Below are 23,999 nucleotides of genomic sequence, written 5' to 3'. Positions count from 1 at the left end.
AAAACTATCGACCGAATTGGTCGATAGTTTTTAATCTTCTTCAACTTTTTTAGGTTGGTAGGCAAGCATTCCTAAAGCAACAAAAATCATTATTGTAAAGATAAGAAAAATAATCTGACTATGAATATTGCCTGTCATAGAAATGGTTTGTCGTAAACCTGACACTGAATAACTCATTGGTAACCATGGGTTAATAGTTTTAAAGAATTGATTCGTTAAAGCTAAAGGATAAGTTCCTGCACTTGATGCTAATTGAAGGAGTAATAAAATTAAGGAGAAGAAGGCGCCTAGGCGAGAATTCCAGGTTGTCAATGCTGTTACCATCGCCATGAAAGCAAGACTGGTTAAAATAATCAAAGCAAAGGTCTTGAATTCGTGAACTGCAGTCAATCCGATTAAATGTACTCCACCATAAACTAATACTCCTGCCAAACCAGCAATGATACCGTTAATTTCAAAGCGAGACTTAAACCAAGCCCAGCGACTTTCTGGATGGCGCCCAGAAGGCAATTTAGCAAAAATCATATTAGTTGAAATAGCAGCAACAAAAAGAGCAACTGATATCATATATGGAGCCATGGCAATTCCATTAACTGCTACTTGATCCGTATCAGTTTTTGAAAGACTTAGAGGATCAGCTAGTAAATCTGCATTTGTTGGTTCAGTTGAAGCCTGTTTCAATTGCCCCTCAGCCTCTGTCAAACCTTGATTTAATTGACTTGAACCATCACTTAATTTTCCAAGTCCTGATTGTAGAATTTCTGATCCTTCAGCAAGTTGATCTGCTCCACTAGCTATTTTTTCAGAACCATTAGATAGTTGATTTGCACCAGAAACTAGCTGGTCTGATTTATCAGCTAATTGTTGAGAGCCCGCTTGTAATTGATTAAATCCAGCGGTTAAATCTGATGTTTTATTATTTACTTGGTTGACACCTGATGCAAGTTTATCAATTCCTGTTGCTAATTCTGGTGCATTCTCTGCTAATTTAGCAGTAGCACCTGTCAATGTTGAAGATTTTTCTGTCAACTGATTAGAACCTTGTAGCAACTTATTGAAACTTCCTGTCAAGTTCGAATTTTTCGAACTCAACTGACTTGCTCCTAAAGCTACTTGGTCTACAGATTTTGTATAGCTGTCAATACCAGATTCAAGAGTTTGACTAGCTGGCAATAACTGACCATCAATTGCTGTTTGAACCTGTGTTAATCCACTTGACAAACTTGTCAATGTTGAAGAAGCAGTTGGTAATAATTGACTTGAGTGATTCTTTAATTGAGTTAGACTATCTGTTTGAGTGGTTACATTTTCTAAAGAAGATTGTAACGTTTGAACTGTAGTTAAAATTGTTCGTGCTGACTCACTAGTAGAAGATGATGGATTAGAAACCACAGAAGTTATCTCTGCCTGTTTGTCAGGAGTTAAGCTTTGATAAGCACTAGTAGATTGAATAGCTGACAAAGTAGTTTCTTTTTCAGCTTGATTTGAAGTAATGATGCTTTGTGCTGAATTTGCAATCGTTGATAGACTACTAGAAAGCTGGTTTGTTACTTGTGTTATCTCTCCACTATCTGCTGTTTGAATATTTTGAATAGCTTGATTAAATTGCTCTAAACTAGTTGCTAATTGTTTAATCTGATCTTTTTGTTGGTTTGCCCCATCTAATTGAGTAGAAAGTTCTTGAATACCTTGATTAAGTTTTGTTAATCCTGTACGTAGAGTCTCTGATTTAGTAGAAATCTGATTTGCACCTGATGATAGACTTTGAACTCCATTTATATAAGTATCAATACCAAGTGAAAATTGATTTAATCCTGAATTTAATTGAGAAACACCACCTGTATAGGCTTGTGTGCCTGAATCAAGTTGAGTCAAACCTGATACCAGTGCCGGTGTCTGTGAATTCAGTTGGTTTATTCCATTGTCGATTTGTGAAATAGCGCTGGTATATTGATTTAAACCAGTATTAAAATTACCAAGACCAAGATTTAACTGATTTACACCAGCTGTATAGGTTCCTAAACCTGTAGATAATTGATCAGCACCATTAGAAAATGTGAGACTCGATTGAGCTAAGTTTTGAAGATTTATTGTTAAGGTTTGACTCCCATCCGAAAGTTGATTCGAACCATCAGCCAACTGTAAACTTGCATTTGCAGCTTGAGATAAACCAATTTTTAAATCACCCATCTTCTCAAATAAAGCTTTGGTATAAGATTGAGTAACATTAGTAGCCACAGTCTGTTTAATTTGTGTCATGGCAGAATCACTCATCTTGCTTGCAATAAAACTATGACCACTTGATGTCTGATAGTCAATCGTCATCTGTTCAGGATGATTTGTAAGGATAGAAGAAGATTTCTCAGAAAGATTACTTGGCAACGTTACGACCATGTAATAATCTCCATCCCGCAGTCCTCTTTCTCCCTCACCTTCATCTACAAAATGAAAATCCAGGATATTACTATCTTTTAAATTAGACACCATGTCTTCACCAATAGTGAGTTTTTCATCATTATAAGTAGCAGCTTGATCCTTATTAACAATTGCTACAGGTAACTCCGAAAGTTTACCATATGGATCCCACATTGATGATAAGAAAATGATATTGTAAAGAGCTGGAATTAAGGAAATTCCTATCATGACAACAATAAATGTCGGTTTTTTAAAGATTGCTTTCCATTCTTTAAACATATTGTCTCCTTTTTTAAACTACTTGTCTAAATTTTTGATATAATAGATTATACATAAAAAAATTAAAAAGACAAGATAAAAAAACTATTTTTGAACACATTGTCTAAAAATGTTCATATGGAGGGAACATGCAAGAAAGTAATAAACGATTAAAAACCAAGCGTATTATCGAAAATGCCATGGTAGAATTATTGATGGAACAACCATTCGATCAGATTACAACTGTTAAATTAGCACAAAAAGCTGGAATTAGCCGCTCCAGTTTCTATACTCATTACAAAGATAAATACGATATGATTGAACATTACCAAAGTAAACTATTTCATACCTTCGAATATATCTTTCAAAAACATGCTAATCAGAAACGAAATGCTATTCTAGAAGTATTTGAATACTTAGAATCAGAACCACTTCTAGCAGCTCTTTTATCTGAAAATGGAACCAAGGAAATTCAAAATTTCTTGAGAAATAAACTTCACATCCTACTGAGCACAGACCTTCAAAAACGTTTTATGCAACTCAAACTAAATGAAATAGAATTAGAATACAGTAGCGTCTACCTGACAAATGCTCTCTTTGGAGTCTGTCAAACCTGGATTGCCCACGGAAAAAAAGAAAGTCCACAAGAAATCACGGACTTTTTAATGAAAATGTTAAGGGATACAAATTAATAAAAAAGCTCTATAATATTTATAGGAAATTACCCCCCTATGAATATTATGGAGCCTATTTTGTTATTCTTATTAGGCTAAGGAAATACAATTTCCTTATACTCAATGAAAATCAAAGAGCAAACTAGGAAACTAGCCGCAGGCTGTACTTGAGTACGGCAAGGCGACGTTGACGTGGTTTGAATTTGATTTTCGAAGAGTATTAGTTTTATTTTCGGACACAAATCATTATTTATCCGTATGTTAGGTATGCCTCCCTTCATTACATCGGACAAAGAATCAAAAAAAGGAACACCAAATTAGTGTTCCTTTCATCTGACTCCGCCAGTAGGACTCGAACCTACGACATCATGATTAACAGTCATGCGCTACTACCAACTGAGCTATGGCGGATTAAATAGTCCGTATGGAATTCGAACCCGTGTTACCGCTATGAAAAGACGATTTCTTAACCAACGGACCCTCTACCTGTAGCAGATATAACCATTATATCAATTTATCAAAAATTGTCAATTACTTTTTTTGGTTTTTAGCCATTAGTTCTCTCAATTTTTTAGTTTTTAGGCGAGAGATAGGACAACGATGATCTTCATAAAATACAACTTCCATTTTTTTACGATCAATTTCTCTCACATTACCGATATTGACTAAAAATGACTTGTGAGCTAGATAAAAACGTTGGGTTTCCTTATCCTTTTCTTGAATATCTGTCATTGTTCCATAAAATTCTTTTGCAAAATTCTTACCTACAATTCGTAATTTATGAGAAGTTCCAGTTGTCTCAATGTAAAGAATATCATGATAAGGAATACAAAGATCATTTCCTTTATAACTATAATCAAAATAATCAACGACTGATTGGTTTTCAAGTAAAGTAGTTTTAGTGTAAAACACACAGTCGGCAACTCTATTTTTAAAAACTTGATCACTGGTTTCTTTATCAATGAAATCCAATGCTGAAACTTTGTATTTATAAGTCAAGGTAGCAAATTCAGATCGACTTGTAATAAAAACAATAATGGCATAAGGATTGCGGTGACGAATAAATTGAGCAACCTCAAATCCTTTTCTCTCAATTCCATTGATATCAATATCTAGAAAATAAAGCTGATTAACTTCATCATGCTCTACATATTCCATAAACTCTCTCACTTTTCCTGTTGTTTTATAAGAGATAGGAATATTTGTTTCCTTAGATATTTTATTCAAAGTTGTTTCCAACCTTACTTGGTGTTCTATAATATCTTCTAAAATTAATACTTTCATATCAGTTCCCTCTTAAATCTAATCACTTGTTTAAATACATCATTATCAATTTCTGTTTCTAAAATAACATTGTCATATTTTCCTAAAATTTCTTTAACATTATTGAGTCCAAGTCCTCTATGTCTTCCTTTAGTTGAAAATCCTAATTCAAATAAATCTTCAGATTTTACCTTTCTTTTTTTACAAGAGTTTTGGATAACAACTAGTGTTTCAAGATCCAATTTGATGATAGCTACCTCTAGTTGTTTTTGATAGCTTTCAACTGCCCCTTCAACAGCATTATTGAGCAGAACGCTCATCACGCGCACCAAGTCTAATAATTCCATAGACAAAGGTGTGATGATATCTTTTACCTCTAATGTGTACTCTACATCATTAGTTTTCGCATTGACAATAGATTGAGCAATCAAACTACGAAGTGCTGAATCCTCAATATTGTTCAAATCGAAATAGGTATACTTGTCTGAACGTAATTTTTGATTCGCCTTTACAAGAACTTCACTGTAAACTCTGTCAATTTCTTGTAAATCTTTACTTTCGATCGCCATTCTTAAGCTGACAAGCATGCCTGTATAATCATGGCGAAAACCACGAATTTCATTATATAAGGCAACAATCTCATCCGTGTAAGTTTGTAAGTGTTTTTGCTCAAACTTCTTTTGTTCCAATTCGATTTCTTTTTCTATCTGAACTTTGTGAGAATTCATGGAAAAGAAGGTCAAAAGTAGGCCAACAAAAACAATTGATGATAAAATACTTCCAAAACCATTTAAGTGACGAATCGTACTCACAATATCTGAAGTGAAAGAGACAACGTGTAGAAAAATAAATGCAAAGAGCACTTTCTTCAGAAAAGGATATAGATAGTCTTTATCAAAATATTTAAATTCGAGATGGAAATAAGACACAACAACTTTAATAACCAAATAAGTTAAGATCAGGATAAATAGAGAAAAATAATTGTTATACTTCAATGCAAACTCATCTCCTGTAATAGATGATAAGGTTACTGATAAAAAGTTATTAGTACTATTATATAAAAGAGAAAATAATAGACTGATAAAAATTCCCTTAGATTTCTCATACTTCTTAAATCCAACAAAGTAACCAAATAGGAGGAAAGGAAATAAAAATTTAGACAAACTAAAACTATCTAATTTCAAGAAATAGAGAATTATTTCCAATACTAATGGTATTAGAAATATATAAAGACTAAAAAAATATTGGTCTTTTCTAGTTGCTTTACAAACCCATTCATGAATTTTACTAATAATAAAAACATAAACAATAGCAATTACTAATCCGAATAAATTCATTATTTCCCACCTTTATTTTTACTTACTTTCTTTTTGGAAAAAGAAAATTATTTATTGTATATGGAGGTCTCCATTCCCCACCTCTGATTTTCTGCAATTCTTTTTCGTTCAATTCTTGGAAATCTTTCATCTGAGCAAAATCTGTATTCTTTTTCATAATATAAACTCCTATAATGTTTTTCTTGTAAATTAACTTACAAAAATATTATATAAAATCTACGATTCCTATAGAGAATTATTTCTCAAATGCTCAAATTTTATTCTGAAATGTCAAATTTTTACAAAAAAAGCTGGGATTTTTTCCCAGCTTACGATTTAACACTGATCCCAGCAGGATTCGAACCTGCGACCGTTCGCTTAGAAGGCGAATGCTCTATCCAGCTGAGCTATGAGACCTTACTAATCTATCTTATCAAAAAAAGCTAGCTTAGTCAATCATCTATTTATGATAGGGAGAGCCCTGTTGAATCGAAAACGCTCTATAAATTTGTTCTACTAAGACTAATCTCATTAGTTGATGAGGAAGCGTCAATCTACCAAAACTAATAGAGAGATTGGCTCTCTTTTTCACCTCTGGAGATAGTCCTAAACTCCCACCAATGATAAAAGTGATTGTTGAAAATCCATTGATAGAAGCTCTTTCAAGCTGCTTACTGAACTCTTCAGAAGAAAAAATTGTTCCTTCAATAGCTAAAACAACTACAAAATCACGTTCCCCTACTTTAGCAAGAATGCGATTTCCTTCCAACTCCAAAATCTTTTGATTTTCAGATTCGCTGGCCCGATCTGGCGTTTTTTCATCAGCCAACTCAATCATTTCTAGATTAGCAAAGCGTGAAATTCTCTTGGAGTATTCTGCTATGCCATCTTTGAGATATTTTTCTTTCAGTTTTCCAACTGTTACCACTTTAATTTTCATTCTTCTATTCTAACATATTCACACTCAATTTCACATCTTATTCACAGATAAGATTTTGAAAAACTTCAATAAATTCACAGTTTTTCGAAAGTTATCCACAGATTGTGAAAAACTTTTTTGTTTTTAAGCTTGGATTAAGCTAGCTATTTTATACTTTCATTGATAAAAAAACATGGAGGCTTCTATGAAAAACTTAAAAACTAGTTCCAAAAAATTGGGACAACTTTTATTAGTCATTCTCATTAGCTTTTTTAGTGGGGTTTTAGGTACTTTTACAACATTGCAGCTCAGTCAAAAACAAAATAGTGGTACGACAACTACAACGACTGTCAGCAAAACAGCTGTAAAAAATGAAAACTCAACTACACAGGCAGTCGATAAAGTTAAAGATGCTGTTGTATCTGTCATTACTTACTCATCAAACTCTCAAAATAGTTTACTCGGACCTGATGAAACTGATACAGATACCAATGCTGAACAAGTATACAGCGAAGGTTCTGGAGTCATTTATAAAAAGGAAGGGGATACTGCCTACCTTGTAACCAATACTCACGTTATTAATGGCGCTAAAAAAGTTGATATTCGTTTAGCAGATGGCACAAAAGTCCCTGGTGAAATTGTGGGTTCTGATACTTATTCAGATATTGCTGTTGTAAAAATTGCTGCAGATAAGGTCACTACAGTAGCTGAATTTGGTGATTCTAGTCAATTAACAGTTGGAGAAACAGCTATTGCAATCGGAAGTCCTCTTGGTTCTGAATATGCCAACACTGTGACTCAAGGGATTGTATCAAGTTTAAATAGAAATGTCTCTCTAAAATCTGAAGACGGACAAGCTATCTCAACCAATGCTATTCAAACAGATACAGCTATTAACCCTGGTAACTCTGGCGGTCCTTTGATTAATATCCAAGGCCAAGTTATCGGTATTACATCAAGTAAGATTGCCTCTAATGGTGGAACATCTGTCGAAGGTCTTGGTTTTGCCATTCCTGCAAATGATGTAATCAATATTATTAAACAATTAGAAAAAGATGGAAAAGTAACTCGACCTGCTCTTGGAATCCACATGGTTAACTTATCAAATCTTAGTACAACTGATCTTCAAAAACTAAAACTTCCTGGAAATGTTACTTCTGGTGTCGCTGTTCGTTCTGTTCAAAAAAATATGCCTGCCAATGGGCATCTGCAACAATATGACGTCATTACAAAAATAGATGATAAAGCTATTTCTTCCACTACTGAATTACAAAGTGCTCTATATAGTCACTCTATTGGAGACAGTATGACTGTTACTTACTACCGTGATGGTAAGGAAGAAACAACAACTATTAAATTAGATAAGAGTACTAGTGATTTAGATAAGTAATTTACAGATATGTAAAGTTGCTTTACAGAATATCTAAGTTGTGATAATGTAGAATTATGGAAGAATTTAAAATTGTTCAAATAAAAGATATTCAAAAAAATCCCTATCAACCTCGTAAGGAATTTTCAGAAGAAAAAATACAAGAACTGGCACAATCTATTAAGGAAAACGGCTTGATTCAGCCTATTATCGTTAGAAGATCTCCTGTACTTGGATACGAGATTTTAGCTGGAGAAAGACGATATCGTGCATCTATAGTTGCTGGTCTTTCCGAAGTTCCTGTCATTGTTAAGCAACTTTCTGATCAAGATATGATGCTTCATTCTATCATTGAGAATCTCCAACGAGAAAATTTAAATCCAATCGAGGAAGCTAAAGCATATCAGTCCCTAATTGATAAAGGTTTTACCCACACAGAAATTGCTGAAAAAATGGGGAAATCTCGACCTTATATTACAAACCTAGTTCGATTGTTAGGGCTACCTAAACATATCCTAACAGAAGTTGAAAGTGGGAAGCTTTCCCAGGCTCATGCTAGACTCCTCATTCAATTATCAAGTGATAAACAAGATAAACTCTTGAATCGTATTCAAACTGAAAATCTCTCTGTTCGACAAGTTGAACAAATACTACAAAAAACGAAGAAGAACAGCAAAAAAGAAAAAGATTACTTTGTCAAAGAGGAAGAGCAAACATTAAAAAAAATACTCGGATTAGAAGTTCATATTAAGCTACAAAAAAAAGATAGTGGTAAAATTACTATTTCTTTCCATAACCAAGATGAATACCAACAATTTATTAACAGCCTGAAATAAGGCTGTTATTTTAGTTTTCTTAACTAACATAGTTATCCACTGCATTTTAGTTTTTAAAAGCCCAGTATTTCAGAATTTTTCTTAGTTATCCACATTTTGTGGATAACATTTAAAAACATTGTTAATTGTTTTCCACAAGTTGTGGAAAAATAATCTTATCTATGGTAAAATGATTCTATCAATAAACCTTTTAAATTCTATAGTAAAGGAGGAGAAAATCATTGAAGGAAAAACAATTTTGGAATCGTCTTTTAGAACTTGCACATGATAAATTAACTCAGTCAGTTTATGATTTCTATATTTTAGACGCAAAACTGGTTAAAGTTGAAGAGAATACTGCAACGATTTTCTTACCCCGCGATGAAATGCAGATATTCTGGGAACGAAATATCAATGGAATGCTTTTAGCAGCAGGTTTTGAAATCTATGATACTGAAATAAAAGCTCATTATATCTTCACGAAAGTTGAAGAAGCTAGCTCACAAGTAGCTTTCGAGTCTGAAACTGTCAGCGACTATAAACCAAGTCAATCCACTATTCCATATTCTGAAACTGGACTCAAGGAAAAGTATACTTTCGATAATTTTGTTCAAGGGGATGGTAATGTTTGGGCTAAGTCTGCTGCTTTGGCTGTTTCTGAAGATCCAGGATTAACTTACAATCCTCTATTTATCTACGGAGGGCCTGGACTTGGAAAAACTCACCTGTTAAATGCCCTTGGAAATGAAATTCTGAAAAAGAGTCCAAATGCGCGTGTAAAATACATACCTGCTGAAAGTTTCATTAATGAATTTCTAGAGCATTTGAGACTTAATGATATGGAAAAATTCAAGAAAACTTACCGTAGTTTAGACCTCCTACTCATTGATGATATTCAATCACTTAGTGGAAAGAAAGTACAAACTCAGGAAGAGTTTTTCAATACATTTAACGCCCTTCACAATAATAATAAACAGATTGTTTTGACGAGTGACCGTAGACCTGAACACTTAGAAAGTCTGCCCGAACGTCTGGTCACGCGCTTCTCGTGGGGATTAACGACAGATATCACACCACCTGATTTTGAAACACGTATTGCGATTTTACAGAGTAAGACTGAACATCTCAACTATCATTTTCAGAATGATACACTCGAATATTTGGCTGGACAATTTGACTCTAACGTGCGAGAACTCGAGGGAGCACTCAACGATATCAGCCTAATGGCCAAAGTCAAAAAGATTAACGATATCACAGTTGATATTGCAGCTGAAGCTATTCGTGCTCGTAAACAAGACGTTAGCAAAATGATCGTGATTCCAATTGATAAAATACAGACAGAAGTTGGAAACTTCTATGGTGTTAGTGTCAAGGAAATGAAAGGAACTAGACGTGTTCAAAATATCGTTTTAGCCCGTCAAGTTGCCATGTATCTAGCCAGAGAAATGACTGATAATAGCCTTCCTAAGATTGGAAAAGAGTTTGGTGGTAAAGACCACACAACGGTCATTCACGCTCATGGAAAAATCAAATCCATGCTTGAAACAGATGATAATTTACGTATAGAAATTGAAAACATCAAAAAGAAAATTAAATAACTTGTGGATAACTTTTAAAAAAATCTCTTATTTATCCACATCTTTTAAACAAGGCTCTGTCCTTGAGTTTTCTTGATTACAAGTGTTTTTCCACAGATTTCACACACTCTATTATTACTATTATCCTTCTAATAATAAAAAGAATAAAGGAGAATCCATGATTCATTTTTCAATTAATAAAAACTTATTTTTACAAGCCTTAAATACAACAAAGAGAGCTATTAGCTCAAAGAATGCAATTCCTATCTTATCGACTGTAAAAATTGATGTTACCAATGAAGGAATTACCTTGATTGGATCAAATGGTCAAATCTCAATCGAAAATTTTATATCGCAAAAAAATGAAAATGCAGGTCTCTTGATTAACTCTTTAGGTTCAGTTCTACTGGAAGCTTCTTTCTTTATCAATGTTGTTTCAAGTCTTCCAGATGTAACACTTGATTTTAAAGAGATTGAACAAAAGCAAATTGTCTTAACTAGTGGAAAATCAGAGATTACTCTTAAAGGAAAAGATAGCGAGCAATATCCACGTATTCAGGAAATTTCTGCAAGTAATCCTTTAGTTCTTGAAACAAAACTTCTTAAAAAGATTATCAATGAAACAGCTTTTGCAGCTAGTACCCAAGAAAGCCGTCCTATTTTGACGGGGGTACATTTTGTCTTGAGCAATCATAAAGAATTAAAAACAGTTGCGACAGACTCTCACCGTCTTAGTCAGAAAAAGTTGACTCTTGAAAAAAATAGCGATGATTTTGATGTTGTCATCCCAAGTCGTTCGCTACGTGAATTTTCAGCTGTTTTTACGGATGATATCGAAACAGTGGAGATTTTCTTCGCCAATAATCAAATTCTCTTTAGAAGTGAAAATATTAGCTTCTACACACGTCTCTTAGAAGGAAATTATCCAGATACCGATCGATTGATTCCAACAGATTTCAATACAACAGTGACTTTTGACGTTGCTAAACTACGCCAGTCTATGGAACGTGCACGTCTTTTATCAAGTGCGACACAAAATGGTACTGTTAAATTAGAAATCAAAGAAGGAATTGTAAGTGCCCATGTTCACTCTCCAGAAGTAGGGAAAGTAAACGAAGAAATTGATACTGAAAATGTAAGTGGTGCTGATTTGACAATTAGTTTCAACCCAACTTACTTGATTGAAGCACTAAAAGCTTTGAATAGTGAAAAGGTAACAATCAGCTTCATTTCAGCAGTTCGTCCATTTACCTTGGTACCAGCTGATACAGATGAAGATTTCATGCAGCTCATCACGCCAGTTCGTACAAATTAATGGAAAGAGGTTGAGCCTAGCTCGCCTCTTTTATGATATAATCGAAAAAGAAAAAGGAGACTAACTATGTATCAAGTTGGAAATTTTGTTGAAATGAAAAAACCACACGCTTGTACAATCAAGTCTACAGGTAAAAAAGCCAATCGTTGGGAAATCACACGTTTAGGTGCAGATATCAAAATAAAATGCAGTAATTGTGATCATGTTGTCATGATGAGTCGCTATGATTTTGAAAGAAAAATGAATAAAATCATCGACTAGAAACACTGAATTAGAGGGTTAGCAAGTTTTCCCTTTTTGTGTTATAATATTGAAGATTGAAATGTGAACGGAGAATGAGAAATTATGGCTTTAACAGCAGGTATCGTGGGTTTGCCAAACGTTGGTAAATCAACCCTATTTAATGCAATTACAAAAGCAGGAGCAGAGGCTGCAAACTATCCATTTGCAACTATTGACCCAAACGTTGGGATGGTAGAAGTTCCAGATGAACGTCTACAAAAATTGACTGAAATGATTACTCCTAAGAAGACAGTCCCAACAACCTTTGAATTTACAGATATTGCAGGGATTGTAAAAGGTGCATCAAAAGGAGAAGGTCTTGGAAATAAATTCTTGGCCAATATTCGTGAAGTTGATGCCATTGTTCACGTGGTTCGTGCCTTTGATGATGAAAATGTCATGCGTGAGCAAGGTCGTGAAGATGCTTTTGTAGATCCATTAGCAGATATTGATACCATTAACCTAGAATTGATTCTTGCTGACTTAGAATCTGTTAATAAACGCTATGCGCGTGTGGAAAAGATGGCACGTACACAAAAAGATAAGGAATCAGTTGCAGAATTTAATGTACTTCAAAAGATTAAACCTGTCCTTGAAGATGGGAAATCAGCTCGTACTATTGAATTTACTGATGAAGAGCAAAAAGTAGTTAAAGGTCTTTTCCTTTTGACCACGAAACCAGTTCTTTATGTAGCTAACGTTGATGAGGATGTGGTTGGAGACCCAGAATCTATCGATTATGTGAAGCAAATTCGTGAATTCGCAGCAACAGAAAATGCAGAGGTAGTGGTTATTTCTGCGCGTGCTGAAGAAGAAATTTCTGAGTTAGACGATGAAGATAAAAAAGAGTTTCTTGAAGCCATTGGTTTGACAGAATCAGGAGTTGACAAATTGACTCGAGCTGCTTATCATCTACTAGGACTTGGAACTTACTTCACAGCTGGTGAAAAAGAGGTTCGTGCATGGACCTTTAAACGTGGCATGAAAGCTCCTCAAGCAGCTGGTATCATCCACTCTGACTTTGAAAAAGGATTTATTCGTGCAGTGACCATGTCTTATGACGATTTGGTAAAATACGGCTCTGAAAAGGCTGTAAAAGAAGCTGGTCGTTTGCGTGAAGAAGGAAAAGAATATGTCGTGCAAGATGGCGATATTATGGAATTCCGCTTTAACGTTTAATCAGTATTTAAAATAATGTCAATTAGGTTGGAAAAAAATTCCAACCCTTTTGACTTTTGAAAGGAAATATAAATGACAAAATTACTTGTAGGATTGGGAAATCCAGGAGATAAATATTTTGAAACTAAACATAATGTTGGCTTTATGCTGATTGACCAACTAGCAAAAAAACAGAATGTTACCTTTACACACGATAAGATTTTTCAAGCTGACTTAGCATCCTTTTTCCTTAATGGTGAAAAAATTTATCTGGTAAAACCAACCACCTTTATGAACGAAAGTGGAAAAGCTGTTCATGCATTGTTAACCTACTATGGTTTAGATATTGAAGATTTACTGATTATTTACGATGATCTTGACATGGAAGTCGGAAAAATTCGTCTTCGTGCTAAAGGATCAGCTGGTGGTCATAATGGAATTAAGTCGATTATTCAACATATAGGTACACAGGTTTTCAATCGTGTAAAGATTGGCATTGGAAGACCTAAAAAAGGAATGTCAGTAGTTCATCATGTTTTGAGTAAGTTTGATCAAGAAGATTATATTGGTATTTTACAGTCAATTGACAAGGTTGACGATGCTGTAAATTATTATTTACAAGAAAAAAACTTTGAAAATACGATGCAGAAATATAATGGGTAAGGAAATGGCATTAATCGATTTCTTTTTAGAGAATAAACAAATTCTATCTTGGCATAAGAACTTACCACAGCAACAAAGACAATTATTGCTAGGACTTTCTGGATCAGCAAAATCGTTAGCGATTGCTAGTAGTCTGAAGAGTCAGGATAAGGTTTTAGTGATGACTTCCACATATGGAGAGGCGGAGCGTCTGGTCAATGATTTAATCTCCATATTAGGTTCGGATCTAGTTTATCCATTTCTAGTAGATGATTCACCGATGGTCGAATTTTTGGTATCATCTCAGGAAAAGGTTTTTTCTCGGGTTGAAGCTTTGCGGTTTCTACGAGATGAGTCTCAAAGAGGGATTTTAGTTTGTAACGTCGCAGCTAGTCGAGTATTCTTGCCGAATCCTCAAGTTTTTGATGATAGTATCTTAGAACTTCAAGTGGGCCAGGAATGCGAACAAAGAGAATTAAAAAATCACTTGATTTCCCTTGGTTATAAGAGAGTTACACAAGTTCAAAGTCAGGGAGAATTTAGCCTTCGTGGAGATATTCTGGATATCTTTGAAACCTCTCAAATATCCCCTTACCGAATCGAATTTTTTGGAGATGAGATTGATGGTATTAGAAAATTTGACACTGAAACTCAATTATCAAAAGAGAGTCAAACTCAAGTACTAATCTATCCAGCTAGTGATATTTTGTTAACGCATGAAGATTATCATCGTGGCCAGAAATTTTTAGAACATGAGATTGATAAGGCACTTTCTCCGACTTTAAAGTCTTACTTAGAAGAAGTTTTTAGTTGCACGAAAGAGCAAGTTCTTCATGTAGATATTCGCAAGTTGTTGTCTGTATTTTATAAAAAACAGTGGACCTTGATAGACTATTTGAATCAAGTGCCTATTATCTTTGATGATTTTCAAAAAATCATGACCCAGTACGATGCTTTTGATAAGGAAACAGCTAGCTACTTTACAGAAGATTTACAAAACAGTAAAGCAGCATCAAGTTTACAATATTTTGCTGATGTAGAAAGTCAGTTAAAAAAATATGTACCAGCGACTTTCTTTTCAAATTTTCAAAAAGGGCTTGGAAATTTAAAATTTCATTATCTGTATCAGTTCAATCAATATCCTATGCAGGAGTTCTTTAATCAATTTTCTTTTCTGAAAGAAGAAATTGAACGTTACAAAAAATTAAAGTATACGATTGTTCTTCAATCAAGTAGCAATACTGAACTAAAGAAACTGTCAACGATTCTTGATGAATACGATATTAAAGTTGACAATAATGACGAAAGTGAAATCTGTAAAGGAACTGTCAATCTTGTTGAAGGAAATCTGCGACATGGGTTTCATTTTGTAGATGAAAATCTTGTATTTATCACTGAATATGAGATTTTTAAAAAGAAGATTAAACGGAAATATAGAAGACAAAATATCAGCAACGCTGAGCGATTAAAGGATTATAACGAGCTCCAAAAAGGAGACTATGTTGTTCATCAAATTCATGGTATTGGGCAATATTTAGGGATTGAAACGATTGAAATCAAAGGAATTCATCGAGACTACGTAAGTGTTCTATATCAAAATGGAGATCGTATCTCTATCCCTGTGGAGCAGATACAGACTCTTTCTAAGTATGTTTCTAGTGATGGTAAGGCTCCAAAGTTAAACAAATTAAACGATGGACGTTTTAAAAAAGCGAAGCAAAAAGTAAAGAGTCAAGTTGAAGATATTGCAGATGATTTAATTAAGTTATATGCAGAGAGAAGTCAACTTAAAGGTTTTGCATTTTCAAAAGATGATGAAGATCAGGTTGCTTTTGATGAGGCTTTCCCCTATGTTGAAACTGAAGATCAACTTCGAAGTATAGATGAAATTAAAAAGGATATGCAGGCTCCTCAACCTATGGACCGACTTTTAGTTGGAGATGTTGGTTTTGGTAAGACTGAGGTGGCCATGCGAGCTGCATTTAAGGCTGTCAATGATCATAAACAGGTTGTTGTTTTAGTGCCAACTACCGTTCTTGCTCAGCAACATTACAGTAATTTTAAAGAAAGATTTGAACAATTTGCTGTCAATGTGGATGTTTTGAGTCGTTTTAGAAGTAAAAAAGAGCAGACTGAGACACTTGAAAAATTGAAAAAAGGTCAAGTAGATATTTTGATAGGAACTCATCGAGTTTTATCTAAAGATGTTGAGTTTGCAGATTTTGGGTTGATGATTATTGATGAAGAGCAACGTTTTGGTGTTAAGCATAAGGAAGCTTTGAAGGAATTAAAAAAGAAGGTTGATGTCTTAACCTTGACAGCTACACCAATTCCTCGAACTCTTCATATGTCTATGCTGGGTATCCGAGATTTATCAGTCATAGAGACTCCTCCAACAAATCGATATCCTGTTCAAACCTATGTTCTGGAACAAAATGATCGTGTCATTCGTGATGCTGTATTGAGAGAAATGGATCGTGGTGGTCAAGTTTACTATCTTTACAACAAAGTTGACACGATTGAAAAAAAGGTTTCAGAGTTACAAGAACTGATTCCAGAAGCTTCGATTGGCTTTGTTCATGGACAAATGAGTGAAATTCGTTTGGAGAATATGCTACTTGACTTTATAGAAGGACAGTATGATATTCTTGTCACCACTACAATTATTGAAACAGGTGTGGACATTCCAAATGCAAATACTTTATTTATTGAAAATGCAGATCATATGGGATTGTCAACCTTGTATCAATTAAGAGGTCGGGTTGGTCGTAGTAATCGAATTGCCTATGCTTATCTCATGTATCGTCCAGATAAAACTTTGACAGAAGTTTCTGAGAAGAGATTAGAGGCTATCAAAGGTTTTACTGAACTGGGTTCTGGTTTTAAAATCGCTATGCGTGATTTATCCATTCGTGGAGCGGGTAATCTTTTAGGAAGTTCGCAGTCTGGTTTTATTGATTCTGTTGGTTTTGAGTTGTATTCTCAGTTGCTGGAAGAAGCGATAGCTAAGAAAAATGGAACTGACAAAAAACGTGAAAAAGGAAATGCAGAGTTAATTCTACAAATTGATGCTTATCTTCCAGATGAGTACATTTCAGATGAACGGCATAAAATTGAAATTTACAAGAGAATTCGTCAGATTGATAACCGTGTCAACTATGAGGAATTACAAGATGAGTTGATCGATCGTTTTGGAGAATATCCAGATGTGGTTGCTTACCTTTTAGAAATTGGATTAGCTAAAGCATATCTTGATAAAGTATTTGTCAATCGTGTTGAAAGAAGAAATAATAAACTTGTTATTCAATTTGAAAAAATATCTCAACAACTATTCTTAACTCAAGATTATTTCCAGGCTCTATCTCAGACAAGTTTGAAGGCCAATATTTCAGAAAATCAAGGTTTAATCGAAGTTATTTTTGATATTCGTAATAAAAAGGATTATGAGATTTTAGAAGGTCTTTTAACTTTTGGAGAATCATTAGCAAACATAAAAGAATCACATTAGGACTTATCTTTTTTCTTCTATAAAAGGTAGAAAAATGGTACAATAATAATTTGAGGTAATAAAAATGAGATTAGATAAATATTTAAAAGTATCAAGAATTATTAAGCGTCGTACAGTGGCTAAGGAAGTTGCAGATAAAGGACGTATCAAGGTAAATGGTATTCTTGCTAAGAGCTCTACAGATTTAAAAATCAATGACCAAGTTGAAATTCGTTTTGGAAATAAATTGTTGCTCGTAAAAGTGTTAGAAATGAAAGATAGCACTAAAAAAGAAGATGCTGCAGGTATGTATGAAATTATCAGTGAAACAAGGGTAGAAAACGATGTATAAAAAAATTGTACAAATGAATAATTCTTTTATTCAAAATGAACACCAACGTCGTAAATACTTGATGGAAGAACGACAAAGACGAAATCGTTTTATGGGCTGGGTTTTGATTTTGATTATGTTGTTGTTCATCCTACCAACCTATAATTTGACTCAAAGTTATCAGCAACTACTCGAACGTCGCCAACAGTTAGCCGATCTGAAAAAACAGTATCAAGAATTGAGCGATGAAAAAGATAAAGAATCAAATCTTGCAATCAAATTAAAGGACGAAACATACGCAGCCAAGTATTTGCGTGCAAAATATTACTATTCAAAATCATGGGAAGAAGTTTATACTATTCCGGACTTACTTCCTAGGTAATGTAAAATGGAAAATTTATTAGATATTATTGAACAATTTTTAAGTCAATCAGATGAAAAATTAGAAGAGTTAGCTCAAAAAAATCATCTGTTACGGTTACAGGAAGAAGAGGAAAAAAAGAATGCGTAAATTTTTAGTGATATTGCTACTTCCTATTTTTTTAAAAAGTGTCCAAGTAGTAAGCACTGAGAATCCAGTTATCATTCCAAACCAAGAAGTTTATTCCTTAACCCACGCTTCGTATCATTTTTACTATCAAGATGTTATAGAATCTCCAAAATTTTATGGTGAAACATCTGTTTATTCTACAGAAGATTTGATTAAAGAATCAGGAAAAATCAATGCAGATACAAAATTATCTGTTTTAGAATGGAGATTAAATAAACAAGGACAGCCTGTCTTTAAATTGTCTAATAATCAGTTTGTGATGGCCGATAAACGACTTTTATACGATAGTTCAATTGTCAACAATTTTTCTAAACGAGTGTGGTTAGAACCTGAATTTATTGTCTATAATAGCCCTTATGATAAACAAGAATTAAAATCTACTTTGGTACCCTATCAAGATGTTGAAGTAGATATGACTATTTTTGCTGGTGGGCATGAGTTTTTACATATCAAACAAACTGGTTGGATTTCGACGGATTATATTTCCAATGATGATAATAGAATCCAGAAAGTACAAGAGTTACTATCTGCAAATTATCAAAATGAACAGTTTTCTATTTATGTGAAACAATTGAGTACGGGTAAGGAAGCTGGGATTAATGAAGATCAAAAAATGTACGCTGCTAGTGTTATGAAATTGCCTTATCTTTATTATGTTCAAGAAAAAATCAATCAAGGTGATTACCAACTTGACACGAAATTAAAGTATGTTTCCGAAGTTAATGATTTCCCTGGTTCTTATAAACCTGAAGGAAGCGGAAATCTCCCTAAAACAGCAGACAATAAAGACTACACCCTCAAAGATTTAATCACAAAAACTGCAAAAGAATCTGACAATGTAGCTCATAATATTCTTGGTTATTATATTACGAATAAATCAGATGAAGCCTTTAGAAAAGAGATGGCTACTATCGCAGGTGAAGAGTGGAACGTAACAGAGAAGTTAGCTTCAGCTAAAATGGCTGGTCAAGTTATGGAATCTATTTATAATCAGAATGGTTTTGTTTTAGAATCTCTATCACAAACAGCTTTTGATAATCAGAGGATTGCTAAGAATATTTCTGCTAAGGTAGCCCATAAAATTGGAGATGCAGATGAATTTAAACACGATGTAGGAATAGTCTATACAGATTCTCCTTTCATTATTTCAATCTTTACCAAAAATTCTGATTATGATACCATTTCTAAAATTGCTAAGGATGTCTATGAGGTCCTAAAATGAGAGACCGAGATTTTTTAAATCATTTTCTAGAAAAAGGTTATTTTAAAGATCATTCACGAGTTGTACTAGCCTTGTCTGGTGGATTGGATTCGATGTTTCTTTTTCATCTCCTTTCAACTTACCAAGAAGAACTTGGGATTGAATTATTTTTAGCTCATGTAAACCATAAACAACGATTAGAATCGGATTATGAAGAATATGAATTAATAAAACTAGCTAAACAAGTTGGAGTTCAAATTTACGTAGCTCATTTTACTGGAGATTTTTCAGAAGCAAATGCTCGTCAATTTCGCTATAAATTTTTTAGGAAAGTAATGGGGAAAACTTCCTCTACAGCCCTTGTAACAGCTCATCATGCAGATGATCAGGTTGAGACGGTATTTATGCGAATGATTAGGGGTGTTAGATTACAACACTTATCAGCTATTAAAGAAAAACAAACGTTTGATAAGGGAGAGTTGATTCGTCCTTTGTTGTCTTTTTATAAGAAAGATTTTCCTAAAATTGAGCATTTTGAAGATTCAACGAATAAAGAAAATCACTATCTTCGCAATCGTATTCGCAACCTCTATCTGCCACAGTTAGAAAAAGAAAATGTTCAGGTAAAAAAAGCAATTTTAGAGTTTGGAAAAGAAGTTTCTGACTATCAAATTGCTCTGACTGAATTATCTCAAACAGTCAATGTGGAAGATTTAACTCAGTTTTTATCTTTTTCCGAAGCAACACAAAGAGTTTTACTACAACAATATCTTAGTCGTTTTGCTGATTTAAATGTAACAAGAAAACAATTTCAAGAAATTCATCATATTTTAAAAACTAAGAGTCAATATCGCCATAATATAAAAAATGGTTATGAACTTATAAAAGAATACCAGCACTTTCAAATTAGTAAAATCAGACCGAAGTCTGATGAAAAAAGTAGTGAATGTGTGTTAAACTATCAAAATCAAGTTTATTATGAAGGTTTTCTATTTTCATTTGGAATTCCTCTAAAAGGTGAAAATGTTCAACAAATAAATGTTTCCCGTGAAACATCATTGATTTTGCGGCATCGACAGCCAGGTGATTATTTGATAATAAATGGTCATCGAAAAAAAGTAAGGCGACTTTTTATTGATTTAAAAATTCCTAAAGAAAGACGAGAAAAAGCTATTATCATTGAGCAATTTGGAAAAATTTGTTCAGTTTTAGGAATTGAAATCAGTGATTTGAGTAAAAAAATGAAAAATGATATAATGAACACTGTACTTTATATAGAAAAAATAGATAGGTAAAATCATGTTAGAAAAAGATATCAAGAAAATTTTGATTTCACAAGATGAAATTACAGAAGCAGCTAAAAAATTGGGTGCTCAGTTGACAAAAGATTATGAGGGTAAAAATCCGATTTTAGTTGGAATTTTAAAAGGTTCTATTCCTTTTATGGCAGAATTGGTGAAATATATTGATACACATCTTGAAATGGACTTTATGATGGTCTCTAGCTATCATGGTGGGACTGTAAGTAGTGGTGTCATTAATATTAAACAAGACGTAACTCAAGATATTAAAGGTCGACATGTTGTCTTTGTAGAAGATATCATTGACACTGGTCAAACCTTGAAAAGTTTGAAAGATATGTTTACTGCAAGAGAAGCAGCGTCTGTGAAGATTGTTACCATGCTTGATAAACCAGAAGGTCGCACTGTAGAAATTGAAGCAGATTATACATGTTTTACAATTCCAAATGAATTTGTTGTAGGATATGGACTAGACTATAATGAAAACTATCGTAACCTTCCTTATGTAGGTGTATTGAAAGAGGAAGTTTACTCAAAATAGAAGGGTAAGTGTTTGAATGCAAAAACAAAATAATGGTTTCATAAAAAATCCATTCCTTTATTTGTTGATGATTTTCTTGCTAGTGACAGGATTCCAGTACTTTTTTGCTGGCAGATCCGCTGGTCATAGTCAACAAATTAAGTACTCAGAATTGGTTCAGGAAATCACTAACGACAATGTAAAAGAAATGACCTACCAACCAAGTGGTAGTGTTATTGAAGTGTATGGTGTCTACAAAACTGCTAAGACAGAGAAACAGGAAACGGGAATTCAATTTTTTACACCCTCTGCTACAAAAGTAGAGAAATTTACAAGTATTGTCCTCCCATCAGATACAACTGTAGCGGATTTGCAAAAGTTAGCAAGTGAACACCAAACACAGATTGAAGTGAAACACGAAAGCTCAAGTGGTATGTGGATTAACATCCTGGTTTCAGTAGTACCATTTGCTATCTTATTCTTCTTCCTCTTCTCTATGATGGGAAATATGGGCGGAAATAGTGGACGTAATCCAATGAGCTTTGGACGTAGTAAAGCTAAAGCTGCTAATAAAGAAGATATCAAAGTTCGCTTCTCAGATGTCGCAGGCGCAGAAGAAGAGAAACAAGAACTTGTTGAAGTTGTTGAATTCTTAAAAGATCCAAAACGATTTACAAAATTGGGTGCCCGGATTCCAGCTGGTGTTCTCTTAGAGGGGCCTCCGGGAACTGGTAAAACATTACTTGCTAAAGCAGTCGCAGGAGAAGCTGGTGTACCATTCTTTAGTATTTCAGGTTCTGACTTTGTAGAAATGTTCGTCGGTGTCGGTGCGAGCCGTGTACGTTCTCTCTTTGAGGATGCAAAAAAAGCAGCACCAGCTATTATCTTCATTGATGAAATTGATGCCGTTGGTCGACAACGTGGTGTCGGTTTAGGTGGAGGTAATGATGAACGAGAACAAACCTTAAACCAACTCTTGATTGAAATGGATGGTTTTGAAGGAAATGAAGGAATTATTGTCATTGCGGCAACAAACCGTTCAGATGTTCTTGATCCGGCCCTACTTCGTCCAGGCCGTTTTGATAGAAAAGTATTAGTTGGTCGTCCTGATGTTAAGGGTCGCGAAGCAATCTTGAAAGTCCATGCTAGAAATAAACCTTTAGCTGAAGATGTAGATTTGAAATTGGTAGCACAACAAACTCCAGGTTTTGTTGGTGCCGATTTGGAAAATGTATTGAACGAAGCAGCTTTAGTTGCAGCTCGTCGTAATAAATCAGTGATTGATGCTTCTGATATTGATGAGGCAGAAGATCGTGTCATCGCTGGACCATCTAAGAAAGACAAGACAGTTTCACAAAAAGAACGTGAGTTGGTTGCCTACCATGAGGCAGGACACACCATTGTCGGTCTAGTATTGTCAAATGCTCGTGTTGTTCATAAAGTTACCATAGTACCACGTGGACGTGCAGGCGGATATATGATCGCACTTCCTAAAGAAGACCAAATGCTTCTATCTAAAGAAGATATGAAAGAGCAATTAGCTGGCTTAATGGGTGGACGTGTAGCTGAAGAGATTATCTTTAACGTCCAAACAACTGGAGCATCTAATGACTTCGAACAAGCTACTCAGATGGCGCGTGCAATGGTTACAGAGTATGGTATGAGTGAAAAACTTGGTCCAGTACAATATGAAGGAAATCATGCCATGTTTGGTGCACAAAGCCCTCAAAAATCAATTTCAGAACAAACAGCTTATGAAATTGACGAAGAAGTTCGTTCATTGTTGAATGAAGCACGAAACAAAGCTGCTGAAATTATCCAGTCAAATCGTGAAACTCACAAGCTAATTGCAGAAGCATTATTGAAATACGAAACATTGGATAGTACACAAATTAAATCTCTATACGAAACAGGAAAGATGCCTGAAACAGTAGAAGAGGAATCACATGCACTATCTTATGACGAAGTAAAATCAAAAATGAGTGAAGAAAATTAATTATCTTAAATACTATAAACAGAGGAAGCGCAAGTTTTCTCTGTTTTTTTTTTTTTAAATTGAGGGAACTCGAATTTAAATCAAAGATTTCGATATATAGAAAACAAAATACAAGTTCACCTATGTCAATGCTCTCTTAGAAGAAATGATTCAAATTTTCTGAAAATAAGAATGGAACAGTTACTTGAGTAATATGAAGAAATGTTTTCAAAAAATGATATGTGCTTCATAAAAAAGAATTATTGTAAGAAAGCAGACGAACGATTTAAAGGCCACAAAGCCCTTCTCAGAGAGCTGAAGGAAGTAATTCAGGAGAAATGAAAAAAAGTTAAAAAAGGTGTTGACAAAGCAAAAAAAGTCGGTATAATAGTAAGAGTTGAAAATAACAACTCCGGTCCGTTGGTCAAGGGGTTAAGACACCGCCTTTTCACGGCGGTAACTCGGGTTCGAAGCCCGTACGGACTATAGTATGTACAGATGAAACACTAGATCAAAAAAATTAAAAAACGGTGTTGACAAAGCAAAAAAAGTCGGTATAATAGTAAGAGTTGAAAATAACAACTCCGGTCCGTTGGTCAAGGGGTTAAGACACCGCCTTTTCACGGCGGTA

21 protein-coding genes and 3 tRNA genes are annotated in these 23,999 nt (G+C 34.2%); 17 read left to right on the top strand and 7 right to left on the bottom strand.

What is annotated here, in order from left to right; genetic code table 11:
- Window positions 1-30 precede the first annotated feature (30 nt).
- Complete coding sequence (locus AB2B50_RS05775; RefSeq protein WP_320692697.1) at window positions 31-2,694, bottom strand: YhgE/Pip domain-containing protein; 2,664 nt, start codon at window positions 2,692-2,694, stop codon at window positions 31-33.
- Window positions 2,695-2,822: 128 nt separating this feature from the next.
- Between AB2B50_RS05775 and AB2B50_RS05770 the strand changes: the two genes are divergently transcribed.
- Window positions 2,823-3,365: a TetR/AcrR family transcriptional regulator gene (locus AB2B50_RS05770; RefSeq protein ID WP_320692696.1), complete on the top strand. Its 543-nt coding sequence runs from the start codon at window positions 2,823-2,825 to the stop codon at window positions 3,363-3,365.
- Between the two features lie 319 nt (window positions 3,366-3,684).
- Here AB2B50_RS05770 and AB2B50_RS05765 read toward each other — a convergent pair.
- The 6 genes from AB2B50_RS05765 to rlmH all read right to left on the bottom strand — a co-directional run bounded on the left by AB2B50_RS05765 (window position 3,685) and on the right by rlmH (window position 6,866).
- Window positions 3,685-3,758, bottom strand: a tRNA-Asn gene (locus AB2B50_RS05765).
- Window positions 3,759-3,878: 120 nt separating this feature from the next.
- A complete protein-coding gene (comE, locus tag AB2B50_RS05760) occupies window positions 3,879-4,631 on the bottom strand; it encodes a competence system response regulator transcription factor ComE (RefSeq protein WP_320692695.1) in 753 nt (250 codons plus the stop codon).
- Window positions 4,628-5,947, bottom strand: a complete 1,320-nt coding sequence (gene comD / locus AB2B50_RS05755; RefSeq protein ID WP_320692694.1) for a competence system sensor histidine kinase ComD — start codon at window positions 5,945-5,947, stop codon at window positions 4,628-4,630. Before comD ends, comE begins: the two co-directional genes overlap by 4 nt.
- Window positions 5,948-5,969: 22 nt before the next feature.
- Window positions 5,970-6,104, bottom strand: a complete 135-nt coding sequence (gene comC / locus AB2B50_RS05750; RefSeq protein WP_320692693.1) for a competence-stimulating peptide ComC — start codon at window positions 6,102-6,104, stop codon at window positions 5,970-5,972.
- 165 nt (window positions 6,105-6,269) lie between these two features.
- Window positions 6,270-6,343, bottom strand: a tRNA-Arg gene (locus AB2B50_RS05745).
- 43 nt (window positions 6,344-6,386) lie between these two features.
- A complete protein-coding gene (gene rlmH, locus AB2B50_RS05740; protein ID WP_320692692.1) occupies window positions 6,387-6,866 on the bottom strand; it encodes a 23S rRNA (pseudouridine(1915)-N(3))-methyltransferase RlmH in 480 nt (159 codons plus the stop codon).
- A gap of 184 nt (window positions 6,867-7,050) precedes the next feature.
- Between rlmH and AB2B50_RS05735 the strand changes: the two genes are divergently transcribed.
- From AB2B50_RS05735 to AB2B50_RS05660, 16 genes are all read left to right on the top strand, one after another.
- A complete protein-coding gene (locus tag AB2B50_RS05735) occupies window positions 7,051-8,235 on the top strand; it encodes a S1C family serine protease (protein ID WP_320692691.1) in 1,185 nt (394 codons plus the stop codon).
- 56 nt (window positions 8,236-8,291) lie between these two features.
- Window positions 8,292-9,050 (top strand): ParB/RepB/Spo0J family partition protein, encoded by a 759-nt coding sequence (locus AB2B50_RS05730; protein ID WP_320692690.1) that lies wholly within the window; start codon window positions 8,292-8,294, stop codon window positions 9,048-9,050.
- 221 nt (window positions 9,051-9,271) lie between these two features.
- Window positions 9,272-10,627: a chromosomal replication initiator protein DnaA gene (gene dnaA, locus AB2B50_RS05725; protein WP_320692689.1), complete on the top strand. Its 1,356-nt coding sequence runs from the start codon at window positions 9,272-9,274 to the stop codon at window positions 10,625-10,627.
- Between the two features lie 157 nt (window positions 10,628-10,784).
- Complete coding sequence (gene dnaN, locus AB2B50_RS05720) at window positions 10,785-11,921, top strand: DNA polymerase III subunit beta (protein ID WP_049503816.1); 1,137 nt, start codon at window positions 10,785-10,787, stop codon at window positions 11,919-11,921.
- Between the two features lie 66 nt (window positions 11,922-11,987).
- Complete coding sequence (locus AB2B50_RS05715; RefSeq protein WP_006150549.1) at window positions 11,988-12,182, top strand: DUF951 domain-containing protein; 195 nt, start codon at window positions 11,988-11,990, stop codon at window positions 12,180-12,182.
- Window positions 12,183-12,266: 84 nt separating this feature from the next.
- On the top strand, window positions 12,267-13,382 hold the full coding sequence (ychF, locus tag AB2B50_RS05710) for a redox-regulated ATPase YchF (protein WP_320692688.1): 1,116 nt from the start codon (window positions 12,267-12,269) through the stop codon (window positions 13,380-13,382).
- Between the two features lie 72 nt (window positions 13,383-13,454).
- Window positions 13,455-14,024, top strand: coding sequence for an aminoacyl-tRNA hydrolase (gene pth, locus AB2B50_RS05705; RefSeq protein ID WP_070458224.1), 570 nt, complete (start codon window positions 13,455-13,457; stop codon window positions 14,022-14,024).
- The gene (gene mfd / locus AB2B50_RS05700) at window positions 14,017-17,511 is read left to right on the top strand and encodes a transcription-repair coupling factor (protein WP_320692687.1); all 3,495 of its coding nucleotides are present in this window, start codon (window positions 14,017-14,019) and stop codon (window positions 17,509-17,511) included. Before pth ends, mfd begins: the two co-directional genes overlap by 8 nt.
- Window positions 17,512-17,575: 64 nt before the next feature.
- Complete coding sequence (locus AB2B50_RS05695) at window positions 17,576-17,842, top strand: RNA-binding S4 domain-containing protein (RefSeq protein WP_001234970.1); 267 nt, start codon at window positions 17,576-17,578, stop codon at window positions 17,840-17,842.
- Window positions 17,835-18,203, top strand: coding sequence for a septum formation initiator family protein (locus AB2B50_RS05690; RefSeq protein ID WP_070458225.1), 369 nt, complete (start codon window positions 17,835-17,837; stop codon window positions 18,201-18,203). The genes AB2B50_RS05695 and AB2B50_RS05690 overlap by 8 nt, the downstream gene beginning before the upstream one ends.
- 6 nt (window positions 18,204-18,209) lie before the next feature.
- Window positions 18,210-18,332 (top strand): SP_0009 family protein, encoded by a 123-nt coding sequence (locus tag AB2B50_RS05685; protein ID WP_000429332.1) that lies wholly within the window; start codon window positions 18,210-18,212, stop codon window positions 18,330-18,332.
- Entirely contained in the window at window positions 18,325-19,593 is a 1,269-nt protein-coding gene (locus tag AB2B50_RS05680; protein WP_070458226.1) for a serine hydrolase, read from the top strand. The genes AB2B50_RS05685 and AB2B50_RS05680 overlap by 8 nt, the downstream gene beginning before the upstream one ends.
- On the top strand, window positions 19,590-20,867 hold the full coding sequence (gene tilS / locus AB2B50_RS05675) for a tRNA lysidine(34) synthetase TilS (protein ID WP_070458227.1): 1,278 nt from the start codon (window positions 19,590-19,592) through the stop codon (window positions 20,865-20,867). Before AB2B50_RS05680 ends, tilS begins: the two co-directional genes overlap by 4 nt.
- 4 nt (window positions 20,868-20,871) lie before the next feature.
- Window positions 20,872-21,414 (top strand): hypoxanthine phosphoribosyltransferase, encoded by a 543-nt coding sequence (hpt, locus tag AB2B50_RS05670; RefSeq protein WP_000890189.1) that lies wholly within the window; start codon window positions 20,872-20,874, stop codon window positions 21,412-21,414.
- Between the two features lie 16 nt (window positions 21,415-21,430).
- Complete coding sequence (ftsH, locus tag AB2B50_RS05665; RefSeq protein ID WP_320692686.1) at window positions 21,431-23,389, top strand: ATP-dependent zinc metalloprotease FtsH; 1,959 nt, start codon at window positions 21,431-21,433, stop codon at window positions 23,387-23,389.
- Window positions 23,390-23,782: 393 nt separating this feature from the next.
- Window positions 23,783-23,854: transfer RNA gene (locus AB2B50_RS05660), tRNA-Glu, on the top strand.
- The last annotated feature ends 145 nt before the right edge of the window (window positions 23,855-23,999 follow it).

Origin of the sequence: Streptococcus fermentans (assembly GCF_040888305.1) — a bacterium.
GTDB lineage: Bacteria > Bacillota > Bacilli > Lactobacillales > Streptococcaceae > Streptococcus > Streptococcus fermentans.
This window is presented reverse-complemented; position numbering and strand designations above follow the sequence as displayed.